Genomic DNA, 26,318 nt, shown 5'->3' with positions numbered 1-26,318 from the left:
TTCATTACTTCTTCTGAAGGAATCCAATTATATTTTTGCTGCTTGGAATGATTTGTTTACCTTTTGAGTTCCTCTTATGAATACCTATAGCAGATATATTTTTCTTATTAATTTGACCATCAACATCTACCTGTATAGTTTTCTGCTCTGAATCAACAAATGCAATATCAATTATATGGTCATTGTTGCCCAGTTTTATTAGATTAACCCCTTTAGCGTTCCGTTTTTGGTTAGGTATTTCATCGGTACTTATAATTAGTGCATATCCATTAGCTGTAATAGTTATTAATTTGTCTTCGTTGTTCGGTTTAATTATCTTAATTACACTGTCATTGTCATTTAATTTGGTTGCAGCTATTTTAGACCGGGAACTATTGAATTCTTTAGTATCTACATGTTTGATTAGACCATATTTTGTTACAAATAATAATTTATCATTGTCAAGTAGTTTATCAATCATTATTATGTGATCTTCGTTTATACTTGTTAAGACGCTTATAGCGGTTCCTTTATCACTTAATTTAGTTTTTGGTATATCATCAACTTTTATTTTATATAGATATCCTTCCTCATCAAATAGAGAAATTTTATCTTTGGTAGTAGCATCAATTACACATTTCATTTCTGACAGTATTTTCTCTTTATTCTTCTCAAAAATATTAGGGTCTACTGTCTTAATATAATTTTTATCATCAACAAGTACATAAACATCTTCTACTATATCTTCTTCTATTACATTAAAGGTCTCCAGGTTTTTCAACTGGGTTTTACGATTGGTACTGTATTTATCAGAAATTCTTTGTAGTTCAACTATTATAGTTTTGTTTAATTCTTTTTTGTTTCCTAATATTTTTTCATATCGTTTAATTTTTCTCATGATTTCTCTATATTGCTTTTCAACTTCTAATTTCTCAAGACCCACTAATTTATATAATCTCATTTCCAGTATAATTGTTGCTTGTCTCTCTGTATAATCAAATTTCTTAGCTAGATTTTCACTTTTTTTAGTTCTGAAATTAATATCTGTGGTATCCCCAGTCATCAAACATTTTTTTACTGCTTTTGCATTTTTGGCTCCTCTAATTGCTTCAATAATAATATCAATTTCATCATAAGCCCTGAGCAGTCCTTCTGTTCCTTCTTTTTTGTCCAACTCTTTATTTAGAAGGAATTGGTATCTTTTGGTATAGATTTCCTGCTGGAATTCAACGAATTTTTGTAAGCTTGATTTTAGATTGAACAAATATGGTTTTTGCTTATGTAATGCAAGCATATTGACACTAAAATTATCTTCTAATTTTGTTTTACTATATAATTTATTGACTAAGATATCAGGGTCTACATCTTTTTTTGTTTCTATAATTATTTCGATTTCTCCTCTAGAACTTTCATCTCTAATATCTTGTATACCATTTATTTTCTTATTCTTAACTAATTCAGCTAGGTTTTCTATCAGGTTTGATTTATTACCAATAAGAGTATATGGAATTTCTTTTATAATGATATGATGTTTTCCGTTACTATTCTTTTCAATATCTATTTTGGCTCTAATTTTGATTTTACCTTTACCTGTTGTGTATATATCTTCTAGCTGATTTTTATTAGCTATTACTCCCCCAGTAGGAAAATCTGGACCTTTAATATGGGTCATCAACTCTTTTACAGTAATATCTTCATCTTGAATATATGCAATAGTACCATCAATGATTTCACCTAGATTATGTGTTGGGAAATTAGTTGACATCCCTACAGCAATACCAGTCATACCATTTACTAAAGCATTAGGAAACTTGGCTGGTAGAACAGTTGGTTCCATCAATGTTTCATCAAAGTTGGTTTTCATTTCGACTATATCTTTATCTATATCCTCTAACAGCTCCAGAGAAATAGGCTTTAATTTAGCTTCTGTATACCTCATAGCCGCTGCTCCATCACCATCAATTGAACCAAAGTTACCATGTCCATCAATCAATTCTTGTTTATAAGTAAAATCCTGTGCCATTCTAACCATTGAGTTATATATAGAGCCATCTCCATGTGGATGGTATTTACCCATGGTATCTCCCACTATACGTGCACATTTACGGTAAGGTTTATCTGGTGTGACATTAAGGTCTTTCATAGCATACAATGTTCTTCTCTGAACAGGTTTCAGACCATCTCTAATATCTGGTAAAGCTCTAGCTGCAATAACGCTCATTGCATAATCTATATATGATTGTTTCATTTCGTCTTCATAATCAGCAATTAAAATATTTTGATTTGCAAGATCTGGTAGTTTAATGTTTTTCTTCATTATTAGTTTCCTTTCTCTATGAGTCTATATTGGCATTCTCTGCTTCAGCATTAATAAATTCTCTTCTAGGAGGTACTTTTTCGCCCATTAATAATGCTGTTGTTTCTTCTGCCTGAATAATATTTTCTATTTGTACTTTTTTAAGAGTTCTAGTCTCAGGATTCATGGTTGTATCCCATAACTGTTCTGCATTCATTTCACCTAGACCTTTGTAACGCTGAACTTCTATATTTCTTCTACTCATTTTTTTAAGTATTTTTTCTAATTCTCTATCATTATAAGCATATACTTCTTGCTTTGATGATTTTACCTTATATAGAGGGGGCATAGCCAAATATATTTTTCCGTTGATAATTAGATCAGGCATATGCTTATAGAAAAAGGTCAATAATAAAGTTGATATATGCGCTCCATCAACATCACCGTCAGTCATTATTATGATCTTATCATATTTTAACTTGTCTATATTAAAATCTTCACTGGATTTATTACCGAATAAACCATCACCGAATCCAGTTCCAAGTGCATTTATGATTGATACTATTTCTTTATTTTCAAGGATTTTACCCACTTTACTTCTTTCAGTGTTTAATACTTTTCCTTTTAGTGGCAAAATAGCTTGATAACGTCTATCCCTGCCTTGTTTAGCGGAACCACCTGCAGAATCACCTTCCACAAGAAATAATTCAGTTAATACACCTTTTTTTTCATTTAAGGATAATCTACAAGAGGCAAGCTTACCGTTGGAAGATACTTTTGATTGATTTTTCAATATGTTGTTTCTAGCATTAGCTTCTGTTTTTCTAATGTTATGAGACCTAATAGCACTTTCAACAATTTTGGTGATTGTCTTTTCATTCCTATCACAGTATTGTTCTAATTGTGAGAAAGTTATATCTGAGACTATGCCTTTTACTTCTGTATTTCCCAATTTAGTTTTTGTCTGTCCTTCAAATTGAGGTTCTGGTACCTTTACAGAAACAATAGCCGTCAAACCATTTCTGACATCTTTACCATCTAAAGTACCTTTTCCTTTGAAGATGGATAATTCTTTAGCGTATTTATTAACTATCCTAGTTAAAGCTAACTTGAAACCTGAAACGTGCATACCCTCTTCCTGAGTATTTATGTTGTTACAAAAGGAAAATATATTTTCTGTAAAATCATTAGTGAATTGAAATGCGATCTCGACTATAATACCATCCTTGGTATCTGATAAAAAGATTATATCTTCATGTAGACTGTTTTTATTATCATTTATTTCTTTTATGAAACCTACAAGACCATCTTCTTCATGATATACTATTTCTTCTTTAACAGGTGATACATTATCTTTATATACAATAGTTAAACCACTGTTAAGGAAAGCTATCTCTTTCAATCTCTTTTTTATTACATTAGGCTTGAATTTTATCGAATCAAAGATTTCCTTATCCGGTATAAAAGTAATTTTTGTACCTCGTTTTCTAGTTGTTTTAACAGGTGTTAATTCTCCGTTATCGAGAGCAGTTATTGCTTGTCCCCCATTTTTATATTTATCAATATATACTTTTCCACCTCTATATATTTCAACTGTAAACTTAGATGATAACGCATTAACAACAGAAGCACCTACTCCATGTAATCCTCCAGAATATTTATATGTATCTTGATCAAATTTACCTCCTGCATGAAGTACAGTAAATATTATCCTCTCAGTAGTTATCCCATTTGGATAATCAGATTTTGGATAATCTTTTGTGTTATCATGTAAATCTATAGGAATACCGCTACCATTGTCTTCAATACTTATAGAGTTATCCTCATTAAGCGTTATTGTTATTTGGTCACAAACACCTGCTAGATGTTCATCAATACTATTATCTAATACTTCCCATATAAGATGATGTAACCCTCTACTGCCGGTATTACCAATATACATCCCTGGTCTTAATCTAACAGGCTCTAATCCTTCTAGAACCTTAATGTTTTTTCCACTGTATTCTCTAGCCAATTATAAAACTCCTTTCAAAAACAATATTCCATATTATACTAATGACTAATATATCAAATAATCAACTAATTATCAATTTTTTTCTTATATATTAGGAGATTTTAACCATTTTTTTAATTTTAAACAGGTATCAGCCTCTTATTATGCAGTTATATGCGTAAAAATAAATGCAGAGCTAGAACCCTGCATAAACATGATATTTCAATTATTAATCTATAGTTCCTTCATGTAAATCATTAACACTTACAACTTGACTGTTTGATGGAGCATCCAATATTTCTATTTCAGCTGTTTGCTCTTCTTGATTAATATTTTTAATCCATACAGAACATCCATTATAATTTACATCTATAACTCCTTTTGATTCTAATATTTCACTAGCCCTTCCAACATTCATATTATCATGCCTTTCCTATTTAATAATCTTATTATTAGACACTTAGGCAAAAATATGCATTATCAAAGAATTATTATATGTATTAACTATATGATTCTTCCATCTTATTATCAATGAATTTCTTAATAAAATATCCTATAATAATACCTGCTAGATATGCTGCAAGATCTGACCATAAGAACCCTTGGCCTAATAAAATATGACCTATGCTTGTTTTACGGAAGTTGTCAATCCAAGGTCTATGATACAACTGGGTAATTTCAATTATATATGTAATAATTATACTTAAAATGAATATGAAAGAAGAATTTTTATTAAAGAATATAAATGCTAATATAAAAAATACCATCATCGCCCAAAAAATATCACCCATGAATAATGGAATTCCTTTAATTTCCCTAGATAATAAACCTAATATGATAATTATTATAGTTGTTATTATGTATATTATTTTTTTCTTCATAGATTGTACCTCCTATGTACATTGGATTAAATGATTTAACATAAGCTGTTGATGATAGTCACTATGTAAATGACTTATTTAGATGATATTAATTGCATACATAAAATAATTATATATTTGATTGAAATTAGTGTCAATACATATTCCCGACTAATATATATAATTATATAAAAAATCGCAAAAAGCAATTCCATCTATTGTTTTTTGCGATTTTATTTATTTTATTATTGTTATTATACGTTTTTTTAATTCAATATAATTTGTCTAATTGTCATAAGTATGGAATCCTAATAAATCCAATATTTTTTCTCCTAATTTTCTATTATCACCTATATATGGATAACAGTGAATATGAATAGCAGGATTAAAATTCAATTCGATGATTCCATAATTATTGAGAGCATCTCCTTTAATATCCTTAGTTATCAAATCAACACCTACTATAGATGCACCTACTGCTTTTGCAGCTTCTACAGCTATTTCTTTTAAGGAATCAGAGATATCATCAGTATAATCAATACTATCCCCACCTGTACTTATGTTGGAGTTCTCTCTAAGATATACTATCCTATCTTTTTCTAGAATAGAATCGAAATCAAGTTCTTGTTGAGCTAAAAACATTTTTTCTGGAGTACCTAATTTAATTTTCTCAAGAGGTTTTCTATACCCTTTTCCCCTAAGAGGATCTGTATTCTTTTTGGCAACTAGTTCTCTTATGGTACTACTGCCATCTCCTATAACATTAGCAGGAACTCTCCTAAGGACTCCAACTACTTCATTATCAATTACAAAAACTCTATATTCTTTACCTTCAATGAATTCTTCCACTAAAACAGTGTCATCTTTTTCAAATGCTAGTTGCAGAGCTGTTTCATAATCTTGCTCAGTATAGTTGTTCTTGAAAATAGTTATACCGATACCAAAATTAGTGGAGTTTGGTTTTATGACTATATCCATATCTTTGTACTTATAATAATCGTCCAAGGCATTTTCTATATTAGTGTATACATCTCCACCAGGTACTTTTATTCCTGACTTCTCAAGTATTTTTTTTGTTACTAATTTATTTTCCATAATCAATACGGTACTATACGTATCTTTTGATGTTTTTGTTGCTTGTTTCACATATTCTTTTTTGTCTTTATAAGATAATTCAATAAAGTTATCATTCCTATCTAATATATTGACTTTTACTCCTCTTTTTATTGAATTAAGCATAAGAATCTGTGTGGACAGTTCCATATCTTCATATCCAATAAAATTAAACTCTTGGGATTTACTATTCTCCAAGTACTTGATTGCTTTATCCAAATGGAATTTTATAAAACCTTGTTGTTTTATCTCTTTAAATAATATACTTGAGTATAGTTTTTCATGCTCTAATATCATTTCTTCATATTTATCAATGATACCATTTAGAAAATCTTTTTTGGTATCGATTACTGTAACTATTCGTCTTAGAGTATTGATGACCTCTAGGGATAAAGCTTCTACAGATGTATCTTGACCATCAAAAACAATTTTTAGGTTTTCCATCCTGCCTTTATCAGCTACTTTTTGATTGTTTTTAATAGAATCATTGAACAATGTTTCATCCATATAGTCATCATCTAACATTGCTGCAAATATCATGAATAAATGAATCAAATATAAATCGTCTATACTAAATCCTAACTTAAATAATGGATTGATATCCATTAAACGAAGTTCTAGGTAATCAATACCATGTTCCTCTAAACCACTTAAATTACCATTATTGCTCTTAGGACGTATTACACTATAATATTCTTTTGAACTAATTAGATCTCCAGATTCAATGAGTTTTCGAATTCCTTTTATATAATCATCCAGAGTATCTAAGGTAACATAATAGTTATCAATATTATTGTAGCCACATTTACCATTTCTGATAGATGCAGTAAAATTACATGGAGACTTATCTGATTTATTTTGTTTTGAGCATCTTTTACAATAGTCAATATATGATTCATGAATAGCTGGACTACTTCCTAATAGTCTAATAATGAACCAGCTATATTTTGTTATGTTTCTAACCATTTTCATATATAATCTATCTTTAAATTCCCTGAATGTTACATCCGAAGCTGTATTTTTATATAATTTCTTTAATATACCATCTTTGAACGAGAAATTATAATGAATTCCTGAAATCATTTGTTTTTTTCTGCCGTATTTATCAGCTAAATATTCTCTATATAGATTGGCATTATCTTTGACAAGTATTTCATCCGTATTATAATTAGCTAAAGGTATATCTTTTTCAGCTGGTAATATGGGCGGCAGGCTTTGTGGCCATAATAATTCATTCTCCAAGCTTAATGATACTATATTCTGCAAAGTCTCTAGATAGCTGTACACCTCTTCTAATGAATCAACAGTTGGTGTTATCATCTCAACTTGACTTTCAGAAAAATCTGTAGTTATATATGGGTTTTCAGATTTATCACCAAAAACTTTCGGGTGTGGTGTTATTGCCAGTTTCCCATCATAGTTTACACGTACATTTTCCTTTTCTATGCCAAAATTTCCAGATAATAAGTTTTTTCCCTGTTTATTAACTGTTATTAATTCTACCAATTCTTTGTTTAATTCAAGCATTATTTTCACTCCTTAATTAGGGGCATAAATAAAAGTAACTACTTCTTTTTTGTCTAATACTTTTCAGTATACGCCTATTTATGTATATATCTACCTTTATATATTATACATATATATTAATTTATATGAAAGGTTTTTTTGCTAAAAATTCGAATATATTAATATACCGATTATAGGCAAAAGAAAAGTGACTATCCCTAGCCACTTGAAAATATAATTTATTTAATTGCTCCCAAAGGACAACATGTTTTTAACTCTTCAATTTCATCTTTATTCATGAAATTTAGTTGGGTCTTTTCAATAATGACCTCTTTATCTTTTATCATATAGATATCAGGATATTTTCTAGTACAATTTCCACATAATACACATATATGTTTATCTATAATAATCTCTCTATTATCATCCGATTCCATGGTTTTCAAATCATCTTTTTTAATCCATAACTTCATGATCTTAGCCATAATGATGATTGCTATTAGCGTTAATACCCATCTTACAACCATATAGTTGACACCCATGAATTTTGCTTCATTTATAAGCATAGGTATTTTAATTACTGCCCAAGAACTAAGTATTATAACAATATTATCAATACTGGCTCCTTTTTTAGTAAGGGTTTTACATACTGGAAATGCTGCATATATAGGACCAGCCGATAAAGAACCAATAGCAAATGAAATCACTTTACCTCTTATTCCTGAACCATTCCCAAAATTATCTACAATGACTTTAGTTGGAACCCACGTTTGAATGAGAGATGTCAATATAAATATTGGTGGTAGTATTTGAATCATCTCCAAGAAATAATACTTACTTTCTTTTAATGCTTTAATTCCTATTTCGCTATTGATTATAAATACACAGATATAGCCAATAATAGCTATCAATAATATTTTGTGTTTGGATAGTTTCTTTATCATAATATTACCCCCAGACCTAAAGCTATTAAAATGGCAAAGATAAAACTCACTACATTTCTTTTAACCGCAAATTTTCTACCAAAAGTTTTGCTTTCCAAAGGAAATGTTACAAAACCTACCATAGTCAATGTAGTTAAAAAAGCTGTCAAAGTTATTATACCTGCTCCATTAGCCTTAAGTGACCCAATTAGAGGAAAAGCTACAAATGCTGGTATTAGTGTTATTGTACCCACAAGTGCAGCACCCAATGTAGCTAAAAAACCACTGCCGCTTCCTATTAAGCTTTCAATTTTCTCTGGTGGTACAAGAGATAAAATAAGTCCAATCAATAATAATACACCTATTATATCGGATAGCATACCTTTCATCATACCTTTTGCACTTTTTATGGAATTCAATGTTTTTGCTCTATCCTTCACTAAAGATATGATAAGAGCACCTATGGTAATAATAAATAGAATAACAGTAGTCATCGAGTATTCACTCCCTTAATTATCAGATATAAAAATTATAAGGGTTTTTATTTTAAATTACCGTAATAAATATTACAGCTCTCCAGAATATTTTCTAAAGAGCTGCAATGTCTTGATATAATGTATTAATCAAATTGAATCATATATCTATATTTCATCTTTTAATCTATTAAGATCAAGTATTTCTATTATATTGTTATCATATTTTATCAAGCCATCTTTTTTCATATTAATCATTTCATTGGATAAAGCAGGTCTAGTTACCCCTAGTGTCTCTGCCATTTCTTTCCTAGAAATAGATACTCTAATTAATAGACTTTTTTGATTATCATATTCTCTTAACAAATAATTAACAACCTTTTTTCTTATAGTACTGTAGTTAATCATTTTTATCTTATCACTAAGAAAAACTAATTGATTGGAAATTATCTTCAGAAAATTACTAAGTAATAATTTATTAGCATAACATAAGGCAATAATATCTTGATGAGATATAAAGATTATTGTAGTATCCACGCCAGCAATAAGGGTACTTGGATAACATGTTGAATCAGAAAAAACCAGTGCAAATCCAAGAAGATTACCCGATAACATTTGTTTTACATTCATTTGTTTTCCGTCTTGATATAACTTATTGATTGTTAAAGTACCAGACAAAACAATCCCTACATCTTTAGCTTCTTCACCTTCTAAAGCAATAATTTCATCTTTACCATATTCTTTAATATTATAATTGATATCTTGTAATAAATCTTCTATCTCCTGTAGGGTAAATCCATTAAATAACTCACAGCCAGCTAATTGCGTTATAATATTTTCCATAACAATTACCTCCCAATCAAATATTTTTATTACTATTACATCAATTACAAAATGCATAGTTTACATAATTAGTTTATGGTCAACTTACAACTGTATTTCGTTTCTATAATTATTATCAACTAATAATAATTACTGAACAAACTATGAAACGCTCATCATAGTTAACATAATGTATTTATGGTTAACCAGTAATTAAAACTATTATTATCACATTAAAACATATTTTAATATTCTAATTTTTCTATCTCATCAAACATTCTGTTTTTATTGATAATTTGGATATAATTATCAAAAGTAGTACTTGTTCGGCTGTGACCTAGAATATCACTTACAATTCTTACTGGTACACCACTATCTAATAGATAAGTCGCAAAAGTGTGTCTGAAACTATGAGGTGTTATCTTTTTACTATCGTTCCTTTTTGTATTAATCTCTGCTTTATCCAATAGATCTTTTATAATTATGGTAATCCTTCTAGTGGACATAGGCATATCATCATCAATTTTATATAACGATGGAAACAGATATACACTTTTATAAATTAATCTATTCAACTTAACATTTTCTCTGATTACTGCTTTTTCCAAGCGTTCTATGGCTGTTTTGTACTTAAAATACTCAAACATTAATTTACTGTTTAAAGGAATCCACCTTGTTTTATTTCCTTTACCTGTAACAGTCAATAGTTTACTTTCAAGATTAATATCATCCCACATGACTTTCGCAGTTTCAGAAATCCTTAGACCAGTATATAAAAACAGATTGAACAAAAATCTATTCCTTATCTTATAATATATATTATTATATTTGTCTTCTAGAATGTCATACTCTTTCCTAGTCTCAATACTAACTTCATTCTCTAGATATTTTAATATCTTATTGATTTCATCTTTACTAAGTACGGGTTTCTCTCTAGTTGCATCTACCTTAAGTGACTTCAACTTATGAGTCACACTGATATGTATCAATTCTTCCTCATTAGCAAATTTGAATAAACCAGTTAATGTATTTCTTTTGGCATTAATACTTCTTGTTTTATAATTATACTCATCCCTATCCAATTCTTCTAAAAAACTATCAATAATATTTTTGACATTATCTTCTTCAATATATTGTGTACCTCTACTCTCTATTATGAAATTCATAAATTGGTTAAGAGTAACCTTATAATTCTTTATAGTTGCATTAGACAATCTATTTATTTTTAGATGGTTTAAATATTTTTCTATTATCATTGTCATATCAATAATATTGGGTTCTAAATTCATGATTTTTTCTCCTTCATCTATATAAATCGCAACATTGTTTACATAATATATTTATGGTCAACCACATATCTTCCAAGGGGTATTACCATATCCATTTCTATTTTTCGTAGTTTTATGGCACTGTTCATATAGTAAATAATATAAGAACTGCTATAAAACTTCTAAAAACAGCATATTTACTACACTTAAGACTTATTCTTATAATATAAATATGCTATACATTAATCGAGTTCGTATATTTATCTTTGCCGAGTTCGTATATTTTACATTACTATTATCAATCCATTATTAAACACCATAGTTAATTGATATCTAAACATAAGCCATAATAACTCACATACAATAATAATTGACTAAAGAGCAAAAATAGTATAGGGGAATATGTAGCAGTGAGCCATGGACGGTGAACTCAGCCTATTAAACACGGACGTTTAACTGGCTGACGAAATATTCCCCTATACTATTTTCGCGACCGTTAACCAATCATTCAATTTACTCTTTTCACTCTACTTTAGCCCCAAACGATGTAGCCAACAAAATACACCCCGCTATATCCAACTTAACATTATGTAAATCTAACTCCGATAAATTTATTCCTTCAATAATTGCTTCTCTGAAATCACAACCACTCAACTTGGCTTTATGTAAATTAGTATAACTTAATTTTGCTCCATTAAATATTACTTTTTCCAAATTACATCCAGTAAGGTCTGCTCTAGTTAAATTAACCTCACTAAAATCCAACCCCTTGAAATCATGGAACTTCAGATTGGTATACGAAAAATCACCTCTCACTATAACTACCCCTAATAAATTGGATTCATCAAATGTTGAACCTACCATTTTACAATCTGTGAATTTTGCGCCAAATAAATCAGCAAAACCAAATTTACAATTTAGAAATGCTGAATTTTTAATATCAGATACATTTAATCTAGAAGATTTAAAATCACACTTTATAAAATCACAACTCTTAATAATTGATTCATCCAATTTAGCATTTCTAAAAGTGCAGTTAGTAAAAGAAGATTTTTGTATATCCAAAAACTCAAAATTACTATCGTTGAAATCAATATCTTCATATCTTGTGTTACTAGCTATCTTCATTAATTATTCTTTCCTCTCATATCTATGTTACATATTTCTTAATTTCTTTAATAAACCAGTAAAATAATTAGGCAAAGGTGCTTCAAACTCCATATACTCATTAGTAGTAGGATGTACAAATCCTAACACTCTTGCATGTAAAGCCTGTCCTTTCAACTTGAATCTATCACTTTTAGGCCCGTAAACAGGATCACCCAACAATGGATGATTGATACTTGTCATATGAACTCTAATCTGATGTGTTCTACCTGTTTCAAGCTGCAATTCAACGTAAGTATATTGATTAATCCTTTCTAGAACTCTATAATGTGTAATTGCTTCTTTACCATTGATAGGATTAACTGCCATTTGCTTACGATTGACTGGATGGCGACCAATAGGAGCATTAATTTTACCTTCATCTTCTTTTAGATTATTATAAACTATTGCATTATATTTTCTTGTTATTGTATGATCCTTCAACTGTTTAGCTATACTCTCGTGAGCCTTATCGTTCTTACATATTATCAAAACTCCTGATGTATCTTTATCAATACGATGAACTATACCAGGTCTCATTACTCCATTGATTCCTGACAAATCATCTTTACAATGATACATGATGGCATTAACCAATGTTCCTGTATAATGCCCTGGTGCAGGATGAACCACCATACCTTGAGGTTTATTGACCAGTATTACATCTTTATCTTCATATACAATATCCAATGGTATATCCTCTGCTACTATATCAAGTTCTTTCGGCTCAGGTATAACAATATTTATTTCATCCCTAGCTTTTAATTTATAATTAGATTTTATTTCACTATTATTTACAGTAAGATTATTTTCTTTTATCAACTTCTGTATAAATGACCTAGAATAATCAGGCAATCTATCTGAGATGAATTTATCTATTCTCATTCCTGCATCTTCTGCCTCAATCAAAAATGTATAACTGTCCATTATTTAGTACTCCTCTTCATAAAAGCAAAATCTTCGTCCTTATATTTAAAAATCATCAATGCTATCAATAGAATAGCCCCAACAACCACATAGCAATCAGCCATATTAAATACTGGAAAATCTATTAGTTTAAAGTATAACATGTCGACAACATATCTTAATCTAATTCTATCTACAAAATTCCCAATAGCTCCAGCTATAAATAGAATCATTGTGAATCTAATAGGATAGTATCTTTTCTCTTTTGGTATTTTAGCATAAAAATAAAAAATCCCAATTAAAATTATCGTAGTAAATATAATAAATAACCATATTTGTTCTTGTAACATACCAAATGCTGCCCCATTGTTTTTAACATAAGTCAAGCCAAAGACATCATTAAGTATTGGGATATATGTTCTTTCAGGAATATTCAATACTGTTAAATATTTTGTGAATTGGTCTAAACTTATAAGTAATATAACACTTATCAACATTACTATCATTACAAATCTCCTTATAAAATATATTTTATTGCTTTCATTATGTCTTCTTTATCCAAGTCATCCCTTATTTCACATGAGCCAACTCCATTTAATAGTATAAAGTTCAGTTCATTGTTTTTTGTTTTTTTGTCATGATATAGTTCATTATAAATGTCTAGTTCATTAAGTTTATCGATTTTAATTGGTAAATCAAAACTCTGGATACAAGCTTTTATATCGTCTAGTTCACTAGAATCAATCTGCTTCAATAGATAAGATAGGTATGCAGCTGATACCATACCTAGACCTACACATTCCCCATGTAATAGATTGAAATCAAATAGTCTTTCAACAGCATGACCTATTGTATGTCCAAAATTAAGGGTAGCTCTAACCCCTTTTTCTTTTTCATCCATTGAAACAACTTTACTTTTTATAACACAAGATTCATATATAAGTTGTTCCATAATTTCATTATCCAAATTCATTATTTTTGAACTATTGGCTCTAATATAATTAAAATATTCTTTACTGGCAATAAGTCCATGTTTAATTACTTCACCCATACCAGCACTGATTTCTTTTTTAGGCAATGTCATCAATGTACTTGTATTTATATATACTAACTCAGGTTGATGGAAAGCTCCAATAATATTCTTGTAGCCATCAAAATCTACTCCTGTCTTGCCACCTATACTACTATCAACTTGAGAAAGTAGAGTAGTTGGTATCTGAATAAATTTATTTCCTCTCATATACGTTGCTGAAGCATAACCTACCATATCTCCTGTAACACCGCCACCAAGCGCAATTAAGTAAGATTCTCTATCCAGTTTTTCTTCTATCATCTTCTTATAAATTGTGTTGATTGTATCAAGATTCTTATTAGCTTCACCATGAGGGATTACTAAATAAGATAGCTCATCAGTAATTTTAGATATTATATTACATAAATTATCTAAATATAATTTACTAACATTATCATCTGTTATTATGCATACTTTCTTATTGTCCATACCTACTTTTGATAGGTGTTCTTGTAAAGAATCAAAATTATTACTAATAATAATATTGTAGTTATTTGTTTTTGTATTCACTTCAATTCGTTTCATAGTTTAAGTCATTCCTTTTTATACACTTTAAGTGCATTATTAATAATTCTATAATAGTAAAAGAAAAGTCCTAGAGGACAGCCTCTCGAACTTTATTTTAGCATAAGAAAGTTAAATTTACTATAAGAAACATATTTTTTCTTATTCATTATCAATCTGTTTTACTGATATGTCACCTATTTTAGTTGCTGCAGCTTCTTCAATTGAAGTCTGAGCAAGAATATCATCTATATCGATTGGTTTATTTTCTAAAGTATTACTATTAGTCAATTCAAGTTGAGCTTTTAGAAATTGTCTAATTTGTATCTTAGACGCATCATATTGTTGAACAAGTTCCTCTTTCTTTTGACTGATTCTATACACTTCATTTCTAGCATCTTCCACTATTGTTTGAGCTTTGACTTCAGCTTCTTTTTCAATTATCTCTGCTCTTTTATGTGCGTTTGATTTGGTTTCTTCAGCAGTTTTCTCTGCTAATAACAAAGTATTTTGAAGTGTATCTTCAATTGTTTTATAATATTTTATACCTTCATTTAATAAGTTAACTTTATCCTTTAACTCAATGTTTTCTTTATACATTTTTTCATAATCTGTTAAAATTTCTGTTATTGCGTTTTTTACTTCAGATTGAGAATAGCCAAATAATGATTTTTTAAAACTTTTTCCCTCAATGTCTAAAGGTGTTAACATATTATTCCTCCTAAGTATATCGTTTTAATTCAATATAAATTCTATCTTTTTTAGTTCTGCTACCTATATCATGAAATTGGAATTTCCCCATCCCTCTTACTGATACTATGTCTCCCTGAGATAATTTACACGAAGGAGACAAGGTCAATTTACTATTTACATATACGTTTTTATTCTTAATCAACGTAATAGCTTTTCCTCGTGATAAAGGGAATGCTAGAGAAACAACAGAATCTAATCTAATAGACGAAACTGTTCCTTTTATAGGCTGAAAACTTGGAGTTAATATTTCTTGTGGTAAATCATGTATTATTTTAATATCAACTACTGTTTGTTTTACTTTTTCAAGATTAGATATTATAAAATCAGATACAGGTTTTATAACAAACACAATTGCGTAATTATCTTTTACTATAATATCTCCGATTTTAGTTCGTGTAATACCAAGATTCAAAATAGTGCCTAAAAAATCACGATGAGTCAAATTATTAGAAAACTTCTTATTCCTAGGAGAAATTTTCAAGACCTCTATAGGATAATCTATGTTATCAAAGTCAATATAATCTGGATAAAATGCTATAATTTTTCTTTCGCTATATTCGTAACCACCATAAAATATATGATTAATATTTGATAATTGATTTTTATTAGAAATAAATAAGCTTTGTTCATGAATGTTCAAAAAATCTGTAAACATACTAATTTGCCTTAATGATGCAAGTTTACCTTTATCAATAATCTTATTGACAATCAAAATATCTTCATTTTTATCTAACATAATTCTAACCTACTTCATTAAGTTATTTACTAGAGATTGTAAGATTCTAAGTAATAAAAACGCAATCAATGGAGAAAAATCCAATACATTTCCTTTTCCACCGAAGATTGATTTATCTATTAGTTTTCTTATTGGCGCCAATATTGGTTCGGTTATCTGTAATATAAATTTTGCAAAGGGATTATTATATGCTCTTGGAACCCATGATAATAGTACTCTTACTAAAATCAATATTTCTAAGGCATACAAAAATAATTCTATAGTTCTTAATGCGTAATACATGGAATTCACTCCTTAATCAGTCTATTTTCCCGAATAATTATTGTTCACTTTTCCAAGGTAAAATAATCCCATTAGACTTTAGTTCTTCTCCTAAATCACCAGCAATATCAACATTTTCAGGTGCAATCAAAAATATATTATTAGTAACTCTCTGTAAGTTACCATTTAAGGTATAACAAGATCCACTAATAAAATCCATTATCCTCTGTGCTATATTTCTATCCATCTTATCCAAGTTAATAATTACCGGTTTTTTAGATTTAATATGATCACAAATGTCTTGTGCCTCATCATATGTTTCTGGTTGGATAACTACTACTTCCATTTGAACGTTTGCTTGAAAATTTACTATATTAGTAGCATTGCTTTTCTTTTTTGAATAACTTTTAATATTTTTAAGATCCGAAACATTAGATGATGTAGCTGGTTCTTGGTTTTGTTCTTCATCATACTCATAATCTTCGTCATAATCATCATAATCATTTAATTTCATCATATCCATCATCTTATCAATAAATTTTGCCATTCTATATCACCTCTTATTATAATCTCTTTTGCCGAATATGCCTGTCCCTACCCTAACCATAGTTGAACCTTCCTCAATGGCTACCATATAATCGTTTGTCATCCCCATTGACAAGATGTCCATACTAACATTATCAATGTTTTTCCTTTTTATGTCAACAGCTAATTGCTTTATTTCTCTAAAAATATGTCTATTATCCTCACTATTAATTACATAAGGTGCTATTGTCATCAAACCCTTAATTCTAATGTTAGACAACTTGCTGACAGCTATTATAAAATCAGTCACTTCCTTTGTCATTAAGCCAAATTTGGTTTCTTCGTGTGCAACATTGAGTTGAATGAGAATATCCATTATTTTATCTGATTTTACTGCTTCAGCATTAATCTTCTCAGCCAATTTCAATGAATCTACAGAATGGATTAAACTTACTTTATCAATGATATATTTAACTTTATTAGTCTGCAAATGTCCAATCATATGCCACTTGACATTGTTACCTAATACATCATATTTATGTCTTATTTCTTGTACCTTGTTTTCCCCCATATTGACCAAACCATTTTTTAATGCTTCTTCAATACATTCCACAGGCTTAGTTTTTGAGACCGCTATTAAAGTTATGTCTTCTTTGCTTCTACCTGCTTTTTTAGCTGCTATTTCAATATTATCAAGAACAATCTTAATATTGTCTTTAATGTTTTCCATGTAACCGTCTTCCTTTCTTATGTTGCTATACCCTAAACTTTTTCTTAGTATTTATATGTCAATATAAAATTACATCCTCTTTTGCATTACTTGCATCAGCTATAACCCTGTCATATATTCTTATTCCATATGGTGTGTTGGTTTCAACGATAATATAGCTGTCAGCAGAATATATCTCATCAATCAATTTGAAATTCGTATATCCTTTATTAATTATATATACTCCTTTTAAAGACTTCTTTTCTGAAATTGTATAGTTATTGTTTGTGGAATCAACTAAAATATCATTTAACTGTAACCCTTCTTCACTGATAGGTACATAGTAACTCTCTTCTTCAATATGTTTAAAACCTATTTTAATGAATTCAACACTTTCTCCGCCGACAAAATTTTCACCATATGTTTTCTTCAATACACCTTCATTATTACCTTTTTTAGCAATACATGATTTGGGTATTCTTATAAATTCTTTTTCAGCTACTGCTGTCTTTGGAATTTTAATTCCATCATACTGTTCATATACAACTTGGAACTTGATCTTTCTATTTTTAATAAGGTCAAAATATCTGTCTATCTCTAAAATAAGATATTCTTTCTTGTTTTTTTGAACTATGTCATAGACTTTAGTTTTGATTGTTACATCTTTTTCAATTATATTGATAGATATATTATCCTTCCCTTGAATAAAATCAGTTAAATCATCTTTCATTTCACATACAACATACCATTTATCATTATCTATGATTTTAAATAGAGGTGAGTCTTTTTTTATGGTTTCTTGTTTGTATGTATATATTTCTTCTTCGCTTTTGAAATCAAACAAAGATTGGATATCAAGATTATCTATGCTAAAGTTTTCGTATCCATCAATTCTATATGATATTACTCCACTTTTCATTGCCTTTATTATACTGATATTATTGTTGATCTGTGATTCCAACAATTCTTTACTACGTATTGTATCCAGATCTAATTGATCATGTATATATAATGATTGAGTTATATTGGAAACTGTATCCTTCATGTTGTTTTTGAACTCATAAATGTTTCCAAAGGTATCATTATCATAATTCATTGTATATGTATACAAATTCTTTTTAATATCTTCATGTGAATTACAATTGTTTGCATAAGCTAATTTGTCATTTATGTAATTAAGGTCTTTTTTAATTTCAGCAGTATAATTTCCGTTTGAATCTATCATACATACTATACTATCTATATTTATCTTGTCTCCCTCTGGTACATAATAACTAGCCATTCCATCAGAAGTACTTTTGACAACAGTCTCATTTCTTAGTATTATTCCTTCAAATAATTCATCATTGTAAATACTGCCTTTTTCAGCAGAAACATAATTGACATCATTACTGATTAAGAAAGAAATAATATTATATATCAAATACAAGAATATAAAGAAATAAATGAATGTTCCAATCCCTAATCCTTTACTTTTAGGTGCTTTTCGTTTAGGTCGTCTATTTGTCGATCTATTTTGTTGTGCACTATTTCTTCTGTTTTGCTCCAAATTAACACCTCTTATCAAAAATGAATAAGTTTATAACTGTGAATAAATAACTATTACTTAATAATACACCTATTATTTACATAAAAGCAAGTCCTATTAATATAATCCAAAATGCTTATATACTGAATTTTTTAGTTAATGCTCTTCCATTTTGATAAGTACACAATCTGCCTTGGTAAGTATTATTTTCAACCATACTATTCTCAATACCATCTTTTATTTTCCACCAGCTTGTATTCCAATTACAAAATATAGTTTCTTCTTTTGGAGCTCTACTGGCTAATCGCTGAATAGCAATATTGGGGTTCGTATATTCTAAGAATGCAACTACCCTGTCTATATAATCTTCTTTAGAAATAATAGTTATCTTATTTTTATTATATAGTCTAGCCAATTCTGTATTCTTTGCTATATAAAGCGAATGAAGCTTGATTTGGTTAACTTCAAGTACTGTCAATATCTTAGCACCTTCCACTATATCTCTCATATTATCCCACGGTAAGTTTAAGATCATATGTGCACATGTATCAAAATCAAATTTCTTTATTCTAAGGACAGCATCGATGAATTCTGCTAATGAGTGACCTCTATTTATTTTATCTAGAGTATAGTAGTTAACACTCTGTAGACCCAGTTCAATTGTTATATTGACTTTATATTCCTTTTTAAGTTCATTAAGAATCTCTAAATAATCATCATTAATACAATCTGGTCTAGTGGAAATAGCTATTTCTACTATTTTATCTCCGATTGAATCTGTAACAGCATTCTTAAATTCTTTTATAGGCATATACGTGTTAGTAAAGTTCTGAAAATAAGCAATAAATTTTTTTGCATTGTATTTCTTTTCTATATAAGACATATTTTTTCCTAGTTGTTCACTAACAGACATTCTATTGGATAAACTCTCGAATCCGGTACCGACTTCACTACAAAATATGCAGCCATTGTAACCAATACATCCATCTCTATTAGGACAAGTCAAATCCATGTTTATAGGTAACTTATATATTTTTTCACCATATTTATTCTTAAGATAATCAGAATATTTATAGTATAATCGTTTTTCTGTATCAATCATATCTAGTTTGCCTCCAAAGTTAATCAATAAATCACTTATATTATATTGGATTATAAATATTATTTCAACAGTTATAAAGATGTACATTATAATAATTCAAATAATGTTAATAAATTCCTTTTATATAATTTATATTTTGTATAATAATCTCTGCAATCTCAAAGTGCAATCAATTTTTCTTTTTAATGGTACACGCCATGAATCTGATAATGGAAATTGGATATTATCTTTTGATACCTGTCCCATATCCCAGAAACCATCTTCCTGTATATTATCCAATAACCAATCCTTGAATCTTGTTAACTTACTTTTAGAATATGTATATTTACTTAATAATTCATATGCATTAATATATCTGTTAGCTTGTTTAGAGTTAAATTTGTCTGGTTGAATATTTAGAGGTCTATCATATATATAATATATGCCTTGTGTGCTATTCAATATATAGTCAATAAATTTTAACTCTATTTCTTCAGGTAACAATCTAGGTAATAATGCAACTATATAAAAGTTTGTAAAATTCAACATACATTTATCTTTTGAAACCTTATGAATATCATAATAGGCTTCTTTATAGTCACAAGAATTATATGTACTTGATGAGAAAGCACCTGTAATTACATCAGCCCAATCTTTAGCAACTTCGTAAGCAAGTTGATTATCAGGATCTATAATTCTTAACCAAGTTGCTACAATTAAATGAGTAAAAAGTGTCCAATTATGCTTTTTTTCTGGTCTGTCTTTCAATTCAATTTCACCAAGCAAATGTTTTTCCATGTATTCTACTATTTTTTTTATTGGTTTATCACTAGAATCAAGACCAAGTATAATTAACCTTCTTAAAGCTTGTTCTGTGGTCACTTTTGTGTTAATGTTTTGACTCATACTATGAAACGTTCCCCAAGACCCATCATTCAATTGTTGGCTGATAATATGATTGACCCACTTACTTTTCATTACTGCCTTCTTCAAACAGGTTAATTCTACATTATCTTTAGCAGTTTTTTCTAGGTCTCTCAAGATTAAATATTTAGGTATAACATCTAACTCCAGCTTTAATAGATCCACTTGTTTTATCATAATATTATTCTCCTAATATAATTTGATACTACCTTTAAATTATATCATTTTCACTAAGGATTTTATATAACATTATGATTAATTTTTAATTGATTAACTAATATAACCTTTAAGTCTCCATGTTATAATGATTATCAAAACTAATATTATTGATTAATTAAAAACATTATATTGATTAATATTAATCTATGTTATATAATTATATTAAACAATACAAATGATTAGGAGTGTTTATTATGGTAGTTAATTCTACAGATATTAAAACTAATTTTGGCAAATATCTTGACCTTGTACAAAAAGAAGATATAGTAATTACAAGAAACAAAAAACCTGTCGCCATACTAACAAAATATTCCAAGTATAGAGATATAATAAAAGATGGTAGTGGCGACTATATATATGATAACTCGGAAATTACATACGATGAATTTATTGAAGTATACAAAAACACTGATGGAAGGTTTGAATATCTTGATGGAGTCGTTTATCAACTGATTCCACCTAGCCATACACATCAGCATATTATATCCTGTATAATTGGTGAGTTTCATACTTATTTCAAAGATAAGAAATGCAAGCCTTATGTAGGACCATATGATATATATTTTAATAATTCTCCAACAAAAGATATTGTACAACCAGATATATTCGTTATGTGTGACCATGAAAATATACGAAGTGACAGATATTTCGGAATACCTGATTTGATTGTTGAAGTTACTTCTCCATCTACAAGAAACAATGATTTGGTGAAAAAGCTCAATCTATATTTACAATCAGGAATTAAAGAGTATGTTATCTTTGATACCAAAAATAAAAACGTTGTTCAATGGAATTTCAATAATAAGCAAGTTCAAAAATGTAATACAATAGATAAAACTGGTGTATATAGGTCAAATATCTTTGATGGGTTAGAAATCAGCCTATCTATGATCTTTTAATAGGAGCTTACACCACTGGCATTTCATATTTGTTTCATACAACTTAAATAGGGGCTATATAAGCCCCTATCTCAATAATAAGCATTTTATTCATTTATAAATTCATCATTACATATAACTAAGATTATGATTTTACGCTTCCCAAAACAAGTCCTGTTGTATAATATTTTTGTAAGAACGGATATATAATCATAATAGGAATAGTTGAAATAATTATCTGTGCAGCATTATTGGTTCTTCTACTTGCATTACCTAATTCTTGTAATTGATCAGCAGACATGAATCTGGTATCTGGCATAGTCAATATTTGTTGTAAATAAGTTTGTAATGGTATCTTCTCTATATTATTAATGTACATCAAGCCATCGAACCATGAATTCCAATGAAATACAAATATAAACAATACTAATGTAGCTAGAGCAGGTTTTGCAAGAGGTAAGTATATCTTAGTAAGTATAGACGTATGACCTGCTCCATCAATGAGTGCTGCTTCTTCTAATTCTTTTGGCAATTCTCTAAAAAAGTTCATCAATATCAATATATTAAAGACTGATACTGCACTTGGTAGAATTAGAGCCCAAATCTTATTCATTATTCCAGTGGATTTTACAATTATATAAGTTGGTATCAAACCACCATTAAATAACATTGTTATAATGAAAAACCAAACATAAACTTTTCTCGCTGAAAATTTATTCTTTTCCTTTGATAGAGGATAAGCCACTAAAATAGTACATAACAAACTAAAAGGAACCCCTATAAGTACACGTTTTACAGATATCATCAATGCTTTATAGAAACTGGTTTTACCTAATATTGATTCATAGGCCTTAAGTGAAAACTGAACAGGAAGTAAACCTACAAGACCACCTTCTGCCGCTTGTGTTGAACTAAAAGATAATGATATTATATGTATTATGGGAAGTATTGTTATAAAAGTTATTGTTATTAGCAATATAGTATTTATAGTTACAAACACTTTACGTGAAGTAGAATTTCCCATCAATATATCATTCTTTGTTTTCTGCTTCATGGTACTACCTCCTTTAAAATATTCTGTAATCACTATATTTGTTTGCAATCCAATAAGAAATTGTCAACATCACAAATGATACTACTGATTTGAATAATCCTACCGCAGTTGCTAACGAGAATTGTCCATTGTTTATCCCCATTCTATACGTATAAGTATCAATAATATCACCTGTTGAATATACTGATGGACCATACAAAACAAATATTTGATCAAAACCAGCATTCATGATATTTCCCAATCCTAATATAGCTATCAATACAACGATACTTGAAATACCTGGAAGAGTTATATGCAGAGTCTGTTTCAACCTGCCTGCCCCATCAATTGCTGCTGCTTCATACAATGTTGGATCTATTGAAGTCAGCGCTGCTAACAAAATTATAGTATTAAAACCTATATCCTTCCAAAGATCAGTAAGAACAAGCATATAAGGAAATGTTTTTGGGTCACCAAAGAAATATTTGGCTTCCATCCCAAAACAACCAATTATTTGATTTACAATACCCGTACGTGGTGAAAAAATCTCTAATAAAATACCTCCCAATATAACCCATGACAAGAAATAAGGTAAAAATGTTATAGTTTGTACTGATTTCTTGAACCAACTTCTTTTAACTTCATTGAGCAGTAGAGCAAATATCAAAGGGAATATTATCTTTGCAACTATTTTCATTGTAGCAATAAAAAAAGTGTTCCAAACTATAGATGGAAAATCAGGCATCTTGAAGATATATTTAAACATATCAAGTCCTATCCACTTTCCATTTATAAGTGAGTAAAAGAAACCTTTAGTAGATGGTACATAATCTTGAAATGATATTAATATACCTAACATAGGACCATAACAATATATAATTACTAGTATCACTGGAATAAGCATCATCATGTGTAAGGGTAATTGTTTCTTGAATTTACTCTGAGAATAATTTGATCTGTGAGAGAATCTGTTTGCATTTATTTTTTGTCCTATCAAATGTACTACCTCCTAATAAATAATTACCTTATAACTCTAATCTTTTATTTTAATGCATTTTGTACCTCTTCAGTAATTTTATCCCCGCCTAATTCGTTCCATTCATCAACCATCTTATCCCAATCACTAACAGGTGCATTATTGGTTATTATCTTAGTCATAGTTTCTTCAGCGAGCTTCTTGTAAATTGGCAGATATGATAACATTGAATCTGTTGGTAAAGCCCACCATTCATTTTTCTTAAGCATATCTGGCTTGTTAAGACCAAATGTTAAATACCACGCATGACCTTCTTCTGGATAATATGCATTCCAGAATCTCCATAACTCTGGATCTTTTGTATCAATATATTCCATTACTTTATCATAATTATCTACCATATATTTATCTATATTTGTTTTATCTTTCTTTTCCAATGCTTCAAATAAACTTTCATTAGATACTCTTTCATATGATGGATTAGTTATACCAATTATTGATGGACCAGATACAGTAGTATCTCTGAAATCTGGATTAAACATAGGACTTTCAGGATCAGTCATTGCAGTAGCAATATTTAACATTTTAATTACTGCTTCAGGATGCTTACATTTTTTTGATATAGCATATCCTGTATTAACTGGTTGAAATGCAAAGATTGGAGCATGAGAACCATCTTTTGTTGGCATATTCATTGCATACCATTCTGCTTTTGGATCATTAAGTATAGTTTTGTTGATTGCCCACATAGGAAGTCCTCTAACACCGAATACCATACCAGCTTTTCCGCCATTCAAATCTTCCATAACTTTTACCCCATCCATAGTTGGGAAATCTCTAGCAATAGCTCCTTCAATATATAGGTCTTGAAGTAATTGTAATCCCTCTTTAACTTCTGGTCTTGTTCCATCCCACACTACATTTCCATCATCATCCTTAGAATAGAACAACATACCATCATACCAAGTACAAGGTTGGACACCATAGCCACCAAAGAAGCCATATAATCCACCCCAGTCCATTATTAGATTGGTTTGTCCCATTATTGTTAATCCATATGTATCATTCTTGTTATTTTTATCAGGATCATTTTTGGTGAATTCTAATGCTACGTTTTTGAAGTCATCAATTGTTTTAGGTATTTCTAACCCTAGATTGTCAAGCCAGTCTTTCCTTACAAAAAGAGGAAAACAATTGTTTATAAGATCAGTTACATTAGTTGGTATAATACATACTTTACCATCAATGGTTACACTATCTAATGCATCTGCTCCAGCCCCTGTTGTTAACCATTTTTTATTAGTTGTTGATAGATAATCAAATACTTTACTCACATCATATACCATATCGCCTCTAACAAGTGTAGACATAGGTTGAGCTGATATACCTGGTAAGATATCAGGTATGTCTCCTGACGCTATCGACGTGTTTAATCTATTATCGAATTGACTTGCATCCGCTGACCAAGCAATTTCTACATTAATACCATACTCCTTGAACTTTTTATCCCACATTGACCCTTCAAAAGGAATTTGGTTAGTCCCAGCAGTTCTTATAGCTGCTGTAATAGTAACTGGTTCTTCATACTTACCAAAAGGATCAATTTCCTCTGTTACCTTTTTGTTGTCAGTATCCTCTTTGACAGTTTCTTTACCTTCTTCTTTTTTACAACCAGCAAATAAAGTAACCATCATGCAAGTAATAAGAACTAGTGAGATCATTTTAGTAAAAAATTTTCTACCCATTTTAAAACCCTCCTAATTTTTATAATTTTATTTCTCTACAATAAAATTATAGCAAGTTATATATTGAATACACAACGAGCATATGTTTA

25 protein-coding genes are annotated in these 26,318 nt (G+C 29.2%); 1 reads left to right on the top strand and 24 read right to left on the bottom strand.

The window, feature by feature from the left end; genetic code table 11:
* Nucleotides 1-4 precede the first annotated feature (4 nt).
* The 21 genes from HYG85_RS22845 to HYG85_RS22745 form a co-directional block, all read right to left on the bottom strand.
* Nucleotides 5-2,296 carry a DNA gyrase/topoisomerase IV subunit A gene (locus HYG85_RS22845; RefSeq protein ID WP_212691566.1) on the bottom strand — a complete coding sequence of 764 codons (2,292 nt, stop codon included), beginning with the start codon at nt 2,294-2,296 and terminating at the stop codon, nt 5-7.
* A gap of 16 nt (nt 2,297-2,312) precedes the next feature.
* The gene (locus HYG85_RS22840; RefSeq protein WP_212691565.1) at nt 2,313-4,289 is read right to left on the bottom strand and encodes a DNA gyrase/topoisomerase IV subunit B; all 1,977 of its coding nucleotides are present in this window, start codon (nt 4,287-4,289) and stop codon (nt 2,313-2,315) included.
* Nucleotides 4,290-4,497: 208 nt separating this feature from the next.
* The gene (locus HYG85_RS22835; RefSeq protein ID WP_113675057.1) at nt 4,498-4,686 is read right to left on the bottom strand and encodes an H-type small acid-soluble spore protein; all 189 of its coding nucleotides are present in this window, start codon (nt 4,684-4,686) and stop codon (nt 4,498-4,500) included.
* Nucleotides 4,687-4,768: 82 nt separating this feature from the next.
* A complete protein-coding gene (locus tag HYG85_RS22830; RefSeq protein ID WP_113675058.1) occupies nt 4,769-5,149 on the bottom strand; it encodes a ribosomal maturation YjgA family protein in 381 nt (126 codons plus the stop codon).
* Nucleotides 5,150-5,413: 264 nt separating this feature from the next.
* Nucleotides 5,414-7,768, bottom strand: a complete 2,355-nt coding sequence (gene gshAB, locus HYG85_RS22825; protein WP_212691564.1) for a bifunctional glutamate--cysteine ligase GshA/glutathione synthetase GshB — start codon at nt 7,766-7,768, stop codon at nt 5,414-5,416.
* 218 nt (nt 7,769-7,986) lie between these two features.
* Nucleotides 7,987-8,691 carry a permease gene (locus tag HYG85_RS22820; protein ID WP_212691563.1) on the bottom strand — a complete coding sequence of 235 codons (705 nt, stop codon included), beginning with the start codon at nt 8,689-8,691 and terminating at the stop codon, nt 7,987-7,989.
* Entirely contained in the window at nt 8,688-9,164 is a 477-nt protein-coding gene (locus HYG85_RS22815; RefSeq protein ID WP_212691562.1) for a permease, read from the bottom strand. The genes HYG85_RS22820 and HYG85_RS22815 overlap by 4 nt, the downstream gene beginning before the upstream one ends.
* Nucleotides 9,165-9,311: 147 nt before the next feature.
* The gene (locus tag HYG85_RS22810) at nt 9,312-9,986 is read right to left on the bottom strand and encodes a Crp/Fnr family transcriptional regulator (RefSeq protein ID WP_212691561.1); all 675 of its coding nucleotides are present in this window, start codon (nt 9,984-9,986) and stop codon (nt 9,312-9,314) included.
* Between the two features lie 224 nt (nt 9,987-10,210).
* On the bottom strand, nt 10,211-11,254 hold the full coding sequence (locus tag HYG85_RS22805; RefSeq protein ID WP_212691560.1) for a tyrosine-type recombinase/integrase: 1,044 nt from the start codon (nt 11,252-11,254) through the stop codon (nt 10,211-10,213).
* 501 nt (nt 11,255-11,755) lie between these two features.
* Nucleotides 11,756-12,361, bottom strand: a complete 606-nt coding sequence (locus tag HYG85_RS22800; RefSeq protein WP_212691559.1) for a pentapeptide repeat-containing protein — start codon at nt 12,359-12,361, stop codon at nt 11,756-11,758.
* 27 nt (nt 12,362-12,388) lie between these two features.
* Nucleotides 12,389-13,306, bottom strand: a complete 918-nt coding sequence (locus tag HYG85_RS22795; protein WP_212691558.1) for an RluA family pseudouridine synthase — start codon at nt 13,304-13,306, stop codon at nt 12,389-12,391.
* The gene (gene lspA / locus HYG85_RS22790) at nt 13,306-13,791 is read right to left on the bottom strand and encodes a signal peptidase II (protein WP_212691557.1); all 486 of its coding nucleotides are present in this window, start codon (nt 13,789-13,791) and stop codon (nt 13,306-13,308) included. Before lspA ends, HYG85_RS22795 begins: the two co-directional genes overlap by 1 nt.
* Before the next feature lie 11 nt (nt 13,792-13,802).
* Complete coding sequence (gene aroB / locus HYG85_RS22785; RefSeq protein WP_212691556.1) at nt 13,803-14,882, bottom strand: 3-dehydroquinate synthase; 1,080 nt, start codon at nt 14,880-14,882, stop codon at nt 13,803-13,805.
* A gap of 141 nt (nt 14,883-15,023) precedes the next feature.
* Nucleotides 15,024-15,572, bottom strand: coding sequence for a DivIVA domain-containing protein (locus HYG85_RS22780; RefSeq protein ID WP_212691555.1), 549 nt, complete (start codon nt 15,570-15,572; stop codon nt 15,024-15,026).
* 10 nt (nt 15,573-15,582) lie between these two features.
* Complete coding sequence (locus tag HYG85_RS22775; RefSeq protein WP_212691554.1) at nt 15,583-16,350, bottom strand: YlmH family RNA-binding protein; 768 nt, start codon at nt 16,348-16,350, stop codon at nt 15,583-15,585.
* Nucleotides 16,351-16,359: 9 nt separating this feature from the next.
* Complete coding sequence (locus HYG85_RS22770; RefSeq protein ID WP_113675070.1) at nt 16,360-16,632, bottom strand: YggT family protein; 273 nt, start codon at nt 16,630-16,632, stop codon at nt 16,360-16,362.
* A gap of 37 nt (nt 16,633-16,669) precedes the next feature.
* The gene (locus tag HYG85_RS22765; RefSeq protein ID WP_113675071.1) at nt 16,670-17,158 is read right to left on the bottom strand and encodes a cell division protein SepF; all 489 of its coding nucleotides are present in this window, start codon (nt 17,156-17,158) and stop codon (nt 16,670-16,672) included.
* Nucleotides 17,159-17,164: 6 nt separating this feature from the next.
* Complete coding sequence (locus tag HYG85_RS22760) at nt 17,165-17,866, bottom strand: YggS family pyridoxal phosphate-dependent enzyme (RefSeq protein WP_212691553.1); 702 nt, start codon at nt 17,864-17,866, stop codon at nt 17,165-17,167.
* A 58-nt stretch (nt 17,867-17,924) separates the two neighbouring features.
* On the bottom strand, nt 17,925-19,394 hold the full coding sequence (locus HYG85_RS22755) for an HlyD family efflux transporter periplasmic adaptor subunit (protein WP_212691552.1): 1,470 nt from the start codon (nt 19,392-19,394) through the stop codon (nt 17,925-17,927).
* 115 nt (nt 19,395-19,509) lie between these two features.
* The gene (locus tag HYG85_RS22750) at nt 19,510-20,475 is read right to left on the bottom strand and encodes a TIGR01212 family radical SAM protein (RefSeq protein ID WP_212691551.1); all 966 of its coding nucleotides are present in this window, start codon (nt 20,473-20,475) and stop codon (nt 19,510-19,512) included.
* A 129-nt stretch (nt 20,476-20,604) separates the two neighbouring features.
* Nucleotides 20,605-21,555: a hypothetical protein gene (locus HYG85_RS22745; protein WP_212691550.1), complete on the bottom strand. Its 951-nt coding sequence runs from the start codon at nt 21,553-21,555 to the stop codon at nt 20,605-20,607.
* A gap of 236 nt (nt 21,556-21,791) precedes the next feature.
* On the opposite strand from HYG85_RS22745, the gene HYG85_RS22740 reads away from it, so the two are divergent.
* Nucleotides 21,792-22,496, top strand: a complete 705-nt coding sequence (locus tag HYG85_RS22740; protein WP_212691549.1) for a type II toxin-antitoxin system Phd/YefM family antitoxin — start codon at nt 21,792-21,794, stop codon at nt 22,494-22,496.
* Between the two features lie 124 nt (nt 22,497-22,620).
* On the opposite strand, the gene HYG85_RS22735 is transcribed toward HYG85_RS22740, so the two are convergent.
* The 3 genes from HYG85_RS22735 to HYG85_RS22725 are packed head-to-tail and all read right to left on the bottom strand — an operon-like array spanning nt 22,621 to nt 26,229.
* Nucleotides 22,621-23,529 carry a carbohydrate ABC transporter permease gene (locus HYG85_RS22735; protein WP_244971249.1) on the bottom strand — a complete coding sequence of 303 codons (909 nt, stop codon included), beginning with the start codon at nt 23,527-23,529 and terminating at the stop codon, nt 22,621-22,623.
* Nucleotides 23,530-23,542: 13 nt separating this feature from the next.
* Complete coding sequence (locus tag HYG85_RS22730) at nt 23,543-24,505, bottom strand: ABC transporter permease (RefSeq protein WP_330619193.1); 963 nt, start codon at nt 24,503-24,505, stop codon at nt 23,543-23,545.
* A 44-nt stretch (nt 24,506-24,549) separates the two neighbouring features.
* Nucleotides 24,550-26,229 (bottom strand): extracellular solute-binding protein, encoded by a 1,680-nt coding sequence (locus HYG85_RS22725; protein WP_212691548.1) that lies wholly within the window; start codon nt 26,227-26,229, stop codon nt 24,550-24,552.
* Nucleotides 26,230-26,318: the final 89 nt, after the last annotated feature.

This window comes from Vallitalea guaymasensis (assembly GCF_018141425.1).
Classification (GTDB): Bacteria; Bacillota; Clostridia; order Lachnospirales; family Vallitaleaceae; genus Vallitalea; species Vallitalea guaymasensis.
The sequence above is the reverse complement of the archived record's forward strand: the minus strand, read 5'-3'. Positions and strand labels throughout refer to the sequence as shown.

Bases quoted from the DNA above. Each gene is read 5' to 3' on its own strand.
- HYG85_RS22845 (WP_212691566.1), bottom strand. From the start codon at position 2,296: ATGAAGAAAAACATTAAACTACCAGATCTTGCAAATCAAAATATTTTA.
- HYG85_RS22835 (WP_113675057.1), bottom strand. From the start codon at position 4,686: ATGAATGTTGGAAGGGCTAGTGAAATATTAGAATCAAAAGGAGTTATA.
- HYG85_RS22830 (WP_113675058.1), bottom strand. From the start codon at position 5,149: ATGAAGAAAAAAATAATATACATAATAACAACTATAATAATTATCATA.
- gshAB (WP_212691564.1), bottom strand. From the start codon at position 7,768: ATGCTTGAATTAAACAAAGAATTGGTAGAATTAATAACAGTTAATAAA.
- HYG85_RS22820 (WP_212691563.1), bottom strand. From the start codon at position 8,691: ATGATAAAGAAACTATCCAAACACAAAATATTATTGATAGCTATTATT.
- HYG85_RS22815 (WP_212691562.1), bottom strand. From the start codon at position 9,164: ATGACTACTGTTATTCTATTTATTATTACCATAGGTGCTCTTATCATA.
- HYG85_RS22810 (WP_212691561.1), bottom strand. From the start codon at position 9,986: ATGGAAAATATTATAACGCAATTAGCTGGCTGTGAGTTATTTAATGGA.
- HYG85_RS22805 (WP_212691560.1), bottom strand. From the start codon at position 11,254: ATGAATTTAGAACCCAATATTATTGATATGACAATGATAATAGAAAAA.
- HYG85_RS22800 (WP_212691559.1), bottom strand. From the start codon at position 12,361: ATGAAGATAGCTAGTAACACAAGATATGAAGATATTGATTTCAACGAT.
- HYG85_RS22795 (WP_212691558.1), bottom strand. From the start codon at position 13,306: ATGGACAGTTATACATTTTTGATTGAGGCAGAAGATGCAGGAATGAGA.
- lspA (WP_212691557.1), bottom strand. From the start codon at position 13,791: ATGATAGTAATGTTGATAAGTGTTATATTACTTATAAGTTTAGACCAA.
- aroB (WP_212691556.1), bottom strand. From the start codon at position 14,882: ATGAAACGAATTGAAGTGAATACAAAAACAAATAACTACAATATTATT.
- HYG85_RS22780 (WP_212691555.1), bottom strand. From the start codon at position 15,572: ATGTTAACACCTTTAGACATTGAGGGAAAAAGTTTTAAAAAATCATTA.
- HYG85_RS22775 (WP_212691554.1), bottom strand. From the start codon at position 16,350: ATGTTAGATAAAAATGAAGATATTTTGATTGTCAATAAGATTATTGAT.
- HYG85_RS22770 (WP_113675070.1), bottom strand. From the start codon at position 16,632: ATGTATTACGCATTAAGAACTATAGAATTATTTTTGTATGCCTTAGAA.
- HYG85_RS22765 (WP_113675071.1), bottom strand. From the start codon at position 17,158: ATGGCAAAATTTATTGATAAGATGATGGATATGATGAAATTAAATGAT.
- HYG85_RS22760 (WP_212691553.1), bottom strand. From the start codon at position 17,866: ATGGAAAACATTAAAGACAATATTAAGATTGTTCTTGATAATATTGAA.
- HYG85_RS22750 (WP_212691551.1), bottom strand. From the start codon at position 20,475: ATGATTGATACAGAAAAACGATTATACTATAAATATTCTGATTATCTT.
- HYG85_RS22745 (WP_212691550.1), bottom strand. From the start codon at position 21,555: ATGATAAAACAAGTGGATCTATTAAAGCTGGAGTTAGATGTTATACCT.
- HYG85_RS22740 (WP_212691549.1), top strand. From the start codon at position 21,792: ATGGTAGTTAATTCTACAGATATTAAAACTAATTTTGGCAAATATCTT.
- HYG85_RS22735 (WP_244971249.1), bottom strand. From the start codon at position 23,529: ATGAAGCAGAAAACAAAGAATGATATATTGATGGGAAATTCTACTTCA.
- HYG85_RS22725 (WP_212691548.1), bottom strand. From the start codon at position 26,229: ATGGGTAGAAAATTTTTTACTAAAATGATCTCACTAGTTCTTATTACT.